At 36.5% G+C, this 12831-nt stretch carries 7 protein-coding genes; 2 read left to right on the forward strand and 5 right to left on the reverse strand.

Annotated elements, in window-relative coordinates:
* Positions 1-549 precede the first annotated feature (549 nt).
* The 3 genes from H5186_RS04480 to H5186_RS04490 all read right to left on the reverse strand — a co-directional run bounded on the left by H5186_RS04480 (position 550) and on the right by H5186_RS04490 (position 6325).
* A complete protein-coding gene (locus H5186_RS04480) occupies positions 550-3696 on the reverse strand; it encodes a DEAD/DEAH box helicase (protein WP_182794167.1) in 3147 nt (1048 codons plus the stop codon).
* 412 nt (positions 3697-4108) lie between these two features.
* Entirely contained in the window at positions 4109-5071 is a 963-nt protein-coding gene (locus H5186_RS04485) for a transcriptional regulator (RefSeq protein WP_182794168.1), read from the reverse strand.
* Between the two features lie 15 nt (positions 5072-5086).
* Positions 5087-6325 carry an AAA family ATPase gene (locus H5186_RS04490; protein ID WP_145239012.1) on the reverse strand — a complete coding sequence of 413 codons (1239 nt, stop codon included), beginning with the start codon at positions 6323-6325 and terminating at the stop codon, positions 5087-5089.
* Between the two features lie 771 nt (positions 6326-7096).
* Here H5186_RS04490 and H5186_RS04495 point away from each other — a divergent pair.
* The gene (locus tag H5186_RS04495) at positions 7097-8311 is read left to right on the forward strand and encodes a replication protein A (RefSeq protein ID WP_145239015.1); all 1215 of its coding nucleotides are present in this window, start codon (positions 7097-7099) and stop codon (positions 8309-8311) included.
* Positions 8312-8368: 57 nt separating this feature from the next.
* Here H5186_RS04495 and H5186_RS04500 read toward each other — a convergent pair whose 3' ends face one another.
* Positions 8369-9244 (reverse strand): DNA replication terminus site-binding protein, encoded by an 876-nt coding sequence (locus tag H5186_RS04500; protein WP_182794169.1) that lies wholly within the window; start codon positions 9242-9244, stop codon positions 8369-8371.
* Between the two features lie 1280 nt (positions 9245-10524).
* Between H5186_RS04500 and H5186_RS04505 the strand changes: the two genes are divergently transcribed.
* Positions 10525-11874 (forward strand): class II 3-deoxy-7-phosphoheptulonate synthase, encoded by a 1350-nt coding sequence (locus H5186_RS04505; RefSeq protein WP_145239021.1) that lies wholly within the window; start codon positions 10525-10527, stop codon positions 11872-11874.
* A gap of 94 nt (positions 11875-11968) precedes the next feature.
* On the opposite strand, the gene H5186_RS04510 is transcribed toward H5186_RS04505, so the two are convergent.
* Complete coding sequence (locus H5186_RS04510) at positions 11969-12778, reverse strand: pyruvate, water dikinase regulatory protein (RefSeq protein WP_145239024.1); 810 nt, start codon at positions 12776-12778, stop codon at positions 11969-11971.
* Positions 12779-12831 lie beyond the last annotated feature (53 nt).

A 12831-nucleotide genomic window follows, 5' to 3' on the forward strand; every position in this document is an offset into this window, starting at 1 on the left:
AAAAAAGCCAGCTCAAAATGGGCTGGCTCAATCATTACTAAAATTAGTAACCAAATAGGGAAATCAACATGATGCTTGCGTAAACTGCAATTCAACAACAAGCAAAAGAGTAGACGCCCTCAAACCACTTTAGTTCAAAATAAATTTAAAATTGATGAAAATAATACTGCATGCGCCAAATAGCAGACATAAAAAAAGCCAGCTCAAAATGGGCTGGCTCAATCATTACTAAAATTAGTAACCAAATAGGGAAATCAACATGATGCTTGCGTAAACTGCAATTCAACAACAAGCAAAAGAGTAGACGCCCTCAAACTACTTTAGTTCAAAATAAATTTAAAATTGATAAAATAATATTGCATGAGCCAAATAGCAGGCATAAAAAAAGCCAGCTCAAAATGGGCTGGCTCAATCATTACTAAAACTAGTAACCAAATAGGGGGAAATCAACAATGATGCTTGTGTAAACTGCAATTTAACAACAAGCAAAGAAGTAGACGCCCTCACGCTAATTTAGTTCAAAATAAATCAGGCTAATTTGAAATAATGCTAACTTTTTATCAAAGAAAGCATTTGTTGTTCATCAAATTTTGTAAAACTCATTGATTTTTCAGTAAATAATGCATCAACAAGCGCTTGCTTATGTTGTTGCATTTTAAATACTTTTTGCTCAATTGAATTCGCCATTATCAGTTTATAAACAAAAACAGGATTTGTTTGACCGATTCGATAAGCACGATCTGTCGCTTGTTTTTCTACTGCTGGATTCCACCAAGGATCAAAATGGATCACAGTGTCCGCCTGAGTAAGATTAAGCCCTGTACCGCCAGCTTTTAAACTAATTAAAAATACCGACGTTTGACCACTGGTAAATTCTTCGATCACTTTATCGCGATGACGCGTTTGCCCCGTAAGCAAGCTGTAATTGATCTCCAGTGATGCTAGCTGCTGCGCAATAATATCTAATGCAGAAGTAAATTGGCTAAAAATAATAATATTACGACCTTCACTTAACATTACTGGTAAATGGCTACTCAACCAGTCAAGTTTTGCACTTCTAGCTGAGGTGTGTTCGTCAATCAAACGCGGGTGACAACATATTTGTCGTAACTTTAATAACGCCTCTAAAAAGGCTAATTTGCTCTTTTGCGCGCCTTGGGAAGCAAACAGGTCGACCATTTTCTCTTCTAGAGAATCAGTAATGCTTTGATAAATATCTTTTTGCTGTGCTTCGAATTCAAACTCTTTGATCAACTCTGTTTTCGGTGGTAGCTCTTGTGCTACTTCAGCTTTAGTTCGACGTAAAATAAAAGGCAAGATCAGTGATTTAAGCTCTTTAGCACGATCACTATCAGCGTCACGCTCAATCGGAGTCTGAAAATGCTGTTTAAAATGAGCCTGTGAACCAAGCAAGGAAGGCATTGCAAAATCTAACAATGATTTCAATTCAAATAAATTGTTTTCAATCGGTGTACCACTTAAACATAAGTTAAATTGAGCATTTAAACGCTTAACTAAACGAGATACTTGCGCACTGTCATTCTTTATATACTGCGCTTCATCAAGAATAATATTCTCAAAATACAACGGCGAGTAGTAAGCGATATCTCGCTTGAGTAATGGATAAGTAGTAAGAATGCAATCTGCCTGAGCTAAATGTTGTAATTGCTCAATCCGCGCGCTACCAAATAGGGTCGTCACTTTAATACTACTGGCGAATTTAGCCATTTCATTTTGCCAATTACTTACCAAGCTCGTTGGGCAGACAATTAGCGTTGGGCCTGCTTGCTCTCGTTGCCGTGCGTTAGCTAAAAATGCAATAACTTGTAAGGTTTTGCCTAATCCCATGTCGTCGGCGAGGATTCCGCCTAACTGATGGCGTTTTAAGAACTGTAGCCATTGAACGCCTTGCTGTTGATACTCGCGAAGCCGCACGCCCGCATTCAAGCCATGTAACACTGTAGTAGCAGTAGCTGGTGCATCTAGCTCAGCTAAATAAGACTCTAAGCTGTCGTCGACTAAGTTAACCGCAAAACAGCTCATCTTCATTAAATGTACTAAAAATGATAAAGGTATAAGTAATTCATCGCGTGTTTTTATAAACTCAAAACGATCTTTAAAATCAGTAAGCGTATCAAAAGCTGGTTTTGTTATTACTCCAAACTGTTTACCATTTGCATAATAATAAAAAAGTTCGCTTTGACGATTAAGTGATTGAAATTCTGAATTATCGTTTGCTAATACGGTGGCAGCTTTAGCGTTTGAGATCATTATTTTACTAACAATTTGATGACCTTTACCACGTTTAACATCCAAGCTGACATTAGTGATTGATTTTTTTATCACTAGTTTTTTATCAGTTACCTTCCAACCACGCTGACGAAGTTTAGGCAAAACCTCGTATTTAAACCAATGCTGATGAATAACTGATTGTTTATTGAAAACAAACTCATTTTGTAAAGCCCCTTTACATAGTTCAAAGCCTAAATTTGTGAGCTCTGTGATAACGGTATTTTCAAGCGATGCATTGAGAATATTTGCTGGTGCTGAGTTTGGAGCGTAATTACCATCTTGATAGTTAAAGGTAAGCGTAAGCTTTAATTGGTTATTGCTATTACTAACATCCACAACAGCACAAGTATCTGCTACCCGTTTTATTTTTTTACGTTCAGATGATTGGTAATGAGGTATTACACCGTCACCAAAATTTGCAGCTAATTGCTTATAGACACGATCAAAATTAGCAGTATGAATGGCTGGGATCGCTTTGATATGAGCAACTTCTTCACCACTTAGTGGCGTACGTAAACGGCCTATGCGTAGTGACTCTGTATCAAGATAAGTCGGTGGTGTGGTTTTAAGTAAGAACCAAGATTGTTTACCCGTTAAACTTACATTTAATTGAATAAGATCTTTTTTGTGTGACCACGAAAAACTCAGATCTTCAGCACTATCTGCTTTAATCGACTGACGAGAGCGCCCAAAAAACAAACGCTGAGAAGCAATCAACTGCTGCAATGCGTTAAATCCCCATTGCCCTCTAAGCTCTAAATTACCAAGTGCATTTTGAGAACGGATCCAACTGTATAAACGAAAATCAGTTTCGAGTAAATCGGATGGTGTTACAAAACTATTAAGCTGCTGATCAGTAAGGTTTCTACCGAGGGTATACTGATGTTCTGCAGAGAAAGCGGCAATTTTTGGTGTTAAAATAACCCGATTGTTTTCTACATCAAGCACAAATAAAAGTACATTTTTAGCTTGTGCTGACTGGTTTTGCTTAAGTGTTGTTAGCTCTTCAAACCAATCATTAATTATATAGTCTTGGCCGTAATCACCTGAATGATCAATCTTCAGCTTTAACAATACAGCAGCCAAGTGGCGACAGTTAGTTTTGGCATTACATGAACAGTGTCGATCAACTGTAAAACCATTGGCTAACTTCTTTATCTCTATATGTTGGGTAAAAGTACTGCCTTGATTTCCAAACACCGAGGCATCAATGACAGAGAAATCATGATTATGCTCTAACCAATTAATTTGACCATTTGCTACGTACTCTTTTGCTTTACTGAGCACAGGAGGCTTAAACAGCTGTTTTATAAATCGCTCAGATAAAGGAAATTGAGTCGCTTGCTCTTGCTTGATCTCTTCAAAAATAGCGAGTAGGTCATTCTTAGATAAGTTAGCAGACATATTGCTCAGGGCAGTAAAAAATAAAAATAATTTTACCAGTATATGATTTATCGGCGTCGAGCTAAAGCATTAAAATGATTAAAAAGACTGGTTGGAGCTGATAAGTTAGTAAAAAAATGATCTCAATACAAAAACAGCTGAATTTAATAGTTAAACACAATTAACCAACAACAAACCCACAAGTTATAAACATATTGTTAATTATTAAGCGCGTTTACAGATCACATTTTTACTAAGGTATAAAAAAATAGCGGTAAGAGTGAAAAATATAGCTAATCAGTTAGTAAAAAAATGATCTATGAGCTCAATAGTAAGGTTTATTGATATTTTAGATCATTATTTTACTAACAAAACACAGTTTGGGATCAGAATTTTACTAACAAAAAAAGCCTTCAGATCAGATTTTTATTAACTAGTTAAATGCATTTAATAACTTAGTTAGCTGTTCTAAGCGCTTGTCAGTCATCACTTTATTATCAATTTTGATTGATAAATCACCACTTTTTAAATTACGTTGCAAGCTGATATAATTATTTTCTAGTAGTGCTTCTCGACGTTGAGCTGACGGTGGCTCAGCGGTAAGTAATTTAGTGATCGTCATTGCACGCTTATCATCACCAATTATATCTTCTAAGCTATTATCGTGTGTCAAATGATTTACTTGCTGATTAAAACTATGCTCATCACGTTCTTTTGCTGCAATCAGTTTTTTAGCTACTTCACGGCCAACATGATTCGCTGTTGGATAAAGGGCAAGTACGGCAGCAGGAAGCTTCTCAAAGGCTTTAATTGCATCAGCAATAGCTGTATGCGATACACCTTCAATGGCGGCTACTTCACGATAAGAGCCTTTTTTTCCCTGTGCAACTAATTCATCTTTTGTTTGTTGATATGCTTGGCCAAGTTCCCAGAGGCTCGGCGCAATATATTGGTCTGACGATACCGCTAAAATCTTAGCATCTAAATCTGTAAAATCACTCGAACTAAGAACCATGTAGTCAGCATTGCCAATTATACATGCCATACGACGACGTGAGCCGGCTAATACCAGTGTTTTATCACCTTTGTCCCAACATAGGGCGGGGTGTTGGTTACGACCATCCTCGGCTATTGCAGGGAGTATATCAGCGACAGACTTTTCATTGAGTAACACTTGAACACGACGATTTTTTGCGTACACCTTGGTGGTACTTTCTATTTCAGCATGCGGGATCACTTTGCAAACAAGTGTGATCTGACGATTAGGATCACTTGGTGCAGGCATTTTGATCACATCGCCTGCGTTTGCTTGTTCTAGTAATTCATCAAGATTACTATTACCAATTGAAGTAGCAAAAGGATCTAAGCTGGTGTCATTTTTACGTTTTTTAGCCATTTTTTGTTAACTACCTTACTTAGTTTCATTCAATTGAGATTGTGTTGATTGCCAGTTTGAACGGATCAGCATTTCTAATTCATCAACAACATCTTTTATATTTTCTTGAGCTCTGATCAGTGATTCTCTACTTGCTAAACTGTCAGATGTTTTTTGATCAAAAATAGTATTGAATGACGAAGAGCTCGCTGTAATTGCCGAGCTGTGGTTAATTGGGTAACTCATTACCTGACGACCAAATGCACTGCGTACATCTTTAACGATGTCACGCTGTGAATGATTGCCTTTTACGTAATTAGTTACTAAAAATTGCATAAAGTCCCAGCCTTCATGACCTAAAGATGCAACGGTATGATAGATCTCGCCTAAACGTTTTAAATATTTGTTATTAGCATCGAAATCAACGGCTTCAGGATGTACCGGTATCAGCATTGCCGTAGATGCCATTAAAGCATTATAAAACATGAAGTTAAGAGATGGAGCTGTATCAATTAAAATGATATCGAATTGATCCTTGACCGGATCAATAACTTTTTCTAATAGTTTATGGTAATGACGGGTTTTTTCATAACTTGAACTATCTTTTAGCAACGTTGCAGTTTCATGTTCAAAGTAAAAGTCATCCATACCAGAAGGCAAAATGCGTATATTTGGGATATGCGTAGGCAAAAAAGCATTTGTAACAAGTTGCTGCCAAGTTTCATCTGGATCTAAATCAATGCAATCTCGCATTAAATCACCGACCGTGATCGGTTCAGGTTCACTGGGTGGGAAAAAACTTGATGATGACCCTTGCGGATCTAAATCAATAATACCAATACGGTAACGTTTAATATTAGTCGTAGCTAGGGCTGCAGCAATATTTACCATACTGGTTGTTTTACCACAGCCGCCTTTTAGAGAGTTGATAACAATAACTTGTAATTTATCGTCAACATTGCGGTGATCTGGCTGAATATCCATTATATCTGCCATAGCAAATATATTTACCAAAGTGTAAGCGTAATGGCCGTTTGCACCGCGTTTGATGTTTAGCTCATCAAAATCACCATTGTCATGGCGGCGTTTTAAGGTACGATTGTTACAGCCTAACAGATCTGCTGCTGCTTTTTGAGTGTAAGTTCGAAGCTCTTTTTCTTCAGATTTTAAGTGGGCACGATAATGCTGAATACGTCCTGCTAATGATTTTTCTGCGACTTCTGCAGTTGCTTTTAAAAGCCGATAGGTGGATAGCGCATTATTATGAATTGACATACTTTATTCCTCAAAGTTAGGTATTAAGTATAATGTCCATTCAATTGACTGTAAACAACTATTTATGACGACATGGCTTTTAATAACAAGACATTTAGAATTAATTTGTAATTTTAAAATTGCTTAGTATAAATAAAGAAGTTTAAAGGTGGTTAAATATATAAGGTAGTAAAGGTTAAGGGCATAAAATAGACATCTAAGTTTCTGATATATATAAATAATAGTAAAAAAAGTGGATCAGGTTTATACTTGGTTAAGATCAGATCTTTAGTAACTGACAGATCGTAATTTTACTAACTCTGAATCAGATACTTAAGTTATGCACAGTTTGAACACAGGTTTACGCACAAAAACCGCTGTTGAGATCAGTTTTTTACTAAGATAATTAAGAACTTATCCACTTACAATCGGGATAAATAGGCTGTTCAATTAGTATAGATCTGATCTGTAGTAGGTATAGATCAGATCTATGCTAACTGATTCGATGATTATCCACAGGCATTAGTAAAAATTAGATTTATGTCGTGTATTTTTGGTTAAAAAACAAAAATACACGGACAAAAATACGCGTGAGTTAGTAAAATTTAGACTTATAACCGTAGTGTTAGTAAAAAACTGATCTGAAAATCAAGATCATTAAGGTTACTTAGTAAAATAGTGATCTGAACATATATTTTAATCCCAGATCAGTTTTGTACTAACTTAAACATTTAACTTTTTCTGTTTAATGTGTTGTTATTAGCTGTCGCAATAAAATTGGAAATAAGAACAATGAACCGAAAGGTCAACATCTCGGTAGATAACTTACCCGATACATTACGGGGTCAGATCCACGGGGTGGAAAGTGCAATAGATAACGAAAGCCTCGCATTATTTACAGACAATAAAGATGTGCGGGTTTCATTAGAAAATGCAGCGCATGGACTAAGGGCCTATTCGAATACTTTTAATCATTATGATTTGTGGGGACGTTTTGTTCGCTCAGGCCATAAAAAATTACCACTCGAAGAAGCACCTAAAAAAACCATTATTACTCGAAAAATATCCGAAAAAGTGGATGGCATTTTGTATGATGGTGAAATTAAAATTACTCCAGCGGTAGTAAGTACCCGTAAAGACGGTGAAGATGTTGAATATTTAGTTTGGCCATCAGATCGTGAAGAAAAAGTAGAACGTGCATTAATCCGTTTAGCTTCTAAAGGTAAAATTGTTAAAATCAATTTTAAGTCCGGTATTCAATATGCCGTGGTTTTTTCGATGAACGAATTAGCGCAAGAACTTAAAGCTGTTGGGCAATCAATGCCTTACCCACAAATCAAAGAAGCATTAGAAGCACTGCAAGGTTCTAAGCTATCGTTTAAGTATTCAGCGACAGATACTAAAAATACCAATATTGATGATTCATTTTACGAATCAAATATGAACTTTCTTTCTTCTTTGCACTTTAGTGGTAAAAAAGGGCAGGGCGGTAATGTTAAATGTGTTGCGTGCTTGAATGCGTTTGTCCATAACATGATCGATAACCTCGAATACAAAGGTTACTATTTCAATAGTGCGCAAGAATTAAAGCGCGGATTATCTCGCTGGATGATGTTGCGTCTTTATCATCTTTGGCGCTATGCGGCACCAGGAAAAACATATCATTTTAGATTGTTATCTATCATGGAAAAATATGGCTCAATCTATTCAACTGACGATATCACTGAAAATAAATTAAAAGCATTGCGTCGTGATATGACCACTACGATGAAAGATCTTATCGAAAAAGGTGCTATTTCAGAATATAGCATTACGAATGTTAAAGATGATAAAACTGGTAACATTGTAGATTATACATACGAGATGCATCCTTCAGATCAGTTTTGTGATGAAATACTTACTTTGAATAAGCATAACAAACGTATTGAAATTCAAGGTGGTAAACGCATAGTTGAAAATGCAGTTTTAATCGACGAAGATAAAATTGAAGAAATAGTCAAAGATTAACTTACCGCTTAAGCTTATTCTGACTAAGGCCGCTATATAGCGGCCTTTTTAACATAATTATTTATCAACTTGTTCCAAATATAATCTATCAACAAGAAAATCATACTCTCGTTTACGCGGATGGCTTTGTGGTTTTTGATAATCTGATAACGTACCTAGTTTTACATCCGGTTCAGGGTTTATCAAAATAAAAGGTAGTGCGGCACTAACATGATAACGATTTTGCGCGGTGTATCTCACATTTACTTGTGGGCTAACGCGGGTGGGGCGTCTTATTCGTAACTTATCTTTATCTCCTAAACTAGCGACACGTAATTGTTCTTGAGCAACGAGTGTTTGCCAACTGAGTTGATCTATCATTCTAGGATTGGAATAACTGGCTGATTTTTCGAGCATGGCTAGTGCCATCTTTTTTGTCAGTGTTTTAGTCGCGTGTTTGTGCATCCAGGTAAAACGAACTGAAAAAGGGGAGTTTACTTCAAAATGAATTTTACGGTACGCGGCGAGTGTTATTAAATTTGGTATCGCATTATGAACCGCTTCAAAGCGAGCATCATTATTATCAATGGCTAGAATACATTCTTTAAATGCAGCTTTAGCTTTATTTAATTGTTGAATTCGAGCAACAAGTTGTTTTTGATCCGCATTTTTTATTACCAGTAACCCAGGGTGACGTTTTAAAACACGACTACTTAAGCCTGATTTTTTATAGATATCGTTAAATGAATTTAAAATCAACTTTTGGCCCGTAGCACCTGTAATTTTCGTAACATTGATCGATTGAGGGACTATCTTTTCATCGTTACTATCAATATCAGGCAATTGATAATAATCAGCCTTTGAATAATCGCATTGCATTAAATCATCAATAAAGTGATTAGTTAAATCACTAAGTAAATCGAACTGACTGCGAATTTGTACTTTAGTTACCATAAGAACACATCATACAATATAGATGATAATAGTCTACCATAGCCGCAGTTAAACTAAAAACAAAGCAGCGCACAATCACCTGTTTATTTATCGTTTAACTTTACTTGATGTTAAGTATATACTTTAAATCAAATGAAGTATGATGTGTTCTTTGTCCTTGGTAAGGACCTTATAACGGATAGGTTGATAGTTTTTCTAACTTAAAAGTTCGATCATCTCTAAATAAGTATGTTTAATTATTGCCTTTGAGCTGATGATTAAGTACATCATGTTGCTGCAATTGCATAATCTCCGATCCGATAGAAGTATTTACCTCAAGTATAAGTTGTGTAGTTGAAGGGTGAGGACTAACTCTATTGTAGTTTTCAGTTGCCAATGGATACTGGTATATCAATGCAATAATTTACGGGAGCTTATTGATGTGACCAATTCTATAAATTACTCATAGGCACACTATTTCAATTTTGCTTCAGGGGATTATCTAATTTGAAACAGCTTACAAATTATCAGTCGTGCAGTTGCAGTGAGTAAGTTTATGGCTGTGAGCACGAAAATAAACTGCGCTTACAGACTTTATAACCATGAAGCTTAAGTAATCGTCGATATAGTTAAAGAGCTGAACTACAGTGATAACAAGCTGCTAAACCTATCTAGTTTAAGCCAGGCATTATAAAAATGTTGTATGAACGCTGAGAAATAGGCCAATAAGATGTATAGGAGTTGGAGTCAAACCAGCGCTCGAATTTTACAATTACATACTATTGCCTTAATTTAATTGCAGTGTCATTCAGGCTAGAATTGACAACTATCAGTAATTTGAGATACGTGCCAACATGAATCAAACAAGGTAGTTACAAGCAACATCAGACGAACTGAATTTCATTTAATTTAGGTATACCTCTTTATTACTCAGCACCCCTAGCACATATTTTAAACTTCAGCCATTTGATATAAAAAATAATCTAATTTCATCTGTAAAGTTAAGGTTACATAGCATTGCAATTTAAGTATGATGTGTTCTTATTATCAGTTGTAGAGTAGGCACTTATTTTATTTACTAAGGTCTCGCTGTATTATTTAATTTTATGTTTTATATTAATAAGTTAAACAATACCCTGTGCATATTTTAAAAAATAAAAAGGTGGCAGAACAGTGCAAATCATCAATAATATTTATCTCATAACTAAATAATTGATAATTAGCGAATATAGTCCTTGAACAGGGGCACTGCATACGTTAATTTTCATCTATCAGGTAAATGTAGGAATGAGGAAATTAATATGCAGTCGTGGAACCCAAATAGCTGGAGAGAGCTCCCAATACTTCAGCAGCCACAGTATCCAGATCAAGAAGCGCTGAAAACTGTTGAAGGCCAATTAAAGAGTGCACCGCCACTGGTCTTCGCAGAAGAGACCCGTAGTTTATTTAAACAACTAGAAGACGTTTGTGAAGGCCGTGCCTTCTTACTTCAAGGTGGTGATTGTGCTGAATCATTTAGTGACTTTAATGCCGCTAATATTCGTGACACATTTAAAACAATATTACAGATGGCAGTCGTACTAACTTATGGCGGTAAATGCCCTGTAGTTAAGATTGCGCGCATGGCAGGGCAATATGCTAAACCACGCTCAGCAGATTTAGAAACCATTGATGGGGTATCTTTACCTTCATACCGTGGTGATATCGTAAATAATTTTGAGTTTACTGAACAAGCGCGTATTCCCGATCCACAACGCTTAATGACGGCTTATCATCACAGTGCAGCAACATTAAATTTATTACGCGCATTTGCACAAGGTGGACTTGCAGATTTACATCAGGTAAATCGCTGGAACATGGGTTTTGTTGCAGCAAACCCACTTAAAGAAAAATACCAACAACTTGCGGATAAGATTCAAGATGCGCTTGAGTTTATGGAAGTGTGCGGTATTAACTCAACAATTGCACCAAGCCTTAAAGAGACTGATTTATACACCTCTCATGAAGCGTTATTACTGGGGTATGAAGAAGCGCTTACTCGCCGTGATCATCTATCTGGCGATTGGTATGACTGCTCAGCACATTTTGTTTGGATTGGTGAACGTACTCGCCAACTTGATCATGCACATATCGAATTCTTTAAAGGTATTAAAAATCCAATTGGGGTAAAAGTTGGCCCAGGAATGGATCCTGACGACTTAATTCGTTTAATTGATGCGCTTAATCCAGATAACATCCCAGGGCGCTTAACATTAATTACACGTATGGGTGCTGATGTACTTCCTGAAAAGTTGCCGGCCTTAGTACGTCGCGTTCAACAAGAAGGCCGTAAAGTAATTTGGAGTTCTGATCCAATGCACGGGAATACTGAAAAAGCGACATCAGGGTATAAAACCCGAAGCTTTGACAATATTTTGCGTGAGATCAGCCAGTTCTTCGCAGTTCATAAAGCTGAGGGCTCGTATGCAGGTGGTGTTCATTTAGAAATGACTGGCCAACATGTTACAGAGTGTACTGGTGGTGCTTACGGATTATCTGATGACGATCTAGCACAGCGTTATCGCACACAGTGTGACCCACGTTTAAATGCTGATCAGGTATTAGAACTTGGCTTCTTAGTTGCAGATTTATTAAAAGACGCACGTAAGTAGAGTTAGTCCAAAAAATCAAAAGCCGCAGATGCGGCTTTTTTAATGTCCGATATCATTTTTATACCTAGTGTAACTAAAATTAAAAATATTGAAGTTAGTACTTTCGTCGCTCAAGGTTAGTATCAGAAATGATCTTAGCGGAAATTTCTTCTACAGAATGATGGGTCGAATTTAAATACGCCAGCTTATGTTTTTTATACAGCATTTCAACTTCGCGTACTTCGATTCGACATTGCTTAAGTGAAGCGTATTTTGAATTAGCCATACGGCGTTGGCGAATATCAGCCAACCTGACTGGATCAATCGTTAAACCAAACAGCTTATGCTTATAGGCTACTAAGCACTGTGGTAAGTTACCCGAATCTAAATCTTCTTCAGTGATAGGGTAGTTAGCTGCTTTAATACCATACTGTAGCGCTAAATATAAACTAGTTGGCGTTTTACCACTTCGGCTTACGCCGACCAAAATTATATCGGCTTCAGCATAGTTACTTATATTAGCGCCGTCATCATTCGTAAGCGCATAGTTCACGGCATCAATTCTGAAGTCATAACTTTTTTCATGCATTGAGTGAGTACGATGAATTTTAGGCACCGGCGCTACTTTCAGTTCTTGCTCAATTTTCTCACTAAATGTAGTTAAGAAATCATAAGTAACGGCGTTCGATGAGCGAATAATTTCACTTAAATTGTGATTAACAAAAGTAAAAAAAACCAAAGGTTTTTCGCCTTCGCGTTGTGCCGTTGCATTGATCAATGCTTTTATTTCGTTCGCTTTTTTTTCAGTTTCAACAAAAGGGATAGTTTTATGATTAAATTCAACGGGAAATAATGACAAAGTGGCGTGGCCAAATACTTCAGAAGTAATAGCAGTACCGTCAGAAATATAAAATGCAGTTCTCATATTAACCTTTTTATTACGTTTAATAGTTAAAATAGCCACCCTACGGTTTACGT

The sequence above is a fragment of the Pseudoalteromonas sp. SG41-2 genome (assembly GCF_014164535.1).
GTDB lineage: Bacteria > Pseudomonadota > Gammaproteobacteria > Enterobacterales > Alteromonadaceae > Pseudoalteromonas > Pseudoalteromonas rhizosphaerae.

Bases quoted from the DNA above. Each gene is read 5' to 3' on its own strand.
- H5186_RS04500 (WP_182794169.1), bottom strand. From the start codon at position 9,244: ATGGTAACTAAAGTACAAATTCGCAGTCAGTTCGATTTACTTAGTGAT.
- H5186_RS04510 (WP_145239024.1), bottom strand. From the start codon at position 12,778: ATGAGAACTGCATTTTATATTTCTGACGGTACTGCTATTACTTCTGAA.
- H5186_RS04485 (WP_182794168.1), bottom strand. From the start codon at position 5,071: ATGGCTAAAAAACGTAAAAATGACACCAGCTTAGATCCTTTTGCTACT.
- H5186_RS04505 (WP_145239021.1), top strand. From the start codon at position 10,525: ATGCAGTCGTGGAACCCAAATAGCTGGAGAGAGCTCCCAATACTTCAG.
- H5186_RS04480 (WP_182794167.1), bottom strand. From the start codon at position 3,696: ATGTCTGCTAACTTATCTAAGAATGACCTACTCGCTATTTTTGAAGAG.
- H5186_RS04495 (WP_145239015.1), top strand. From the start codon at position 7,097: ATGAACCGAAAGGTCAACATCTCGGTAGATAACTTACCCGATACATTA.
- H5186_RS04490 (WP_145239012.1), bottom strand. From the start codon at position 6,325: ATGTCAATTCATAATAATGCGCTATCCACCTATCGGCTTTTAAAAGCA.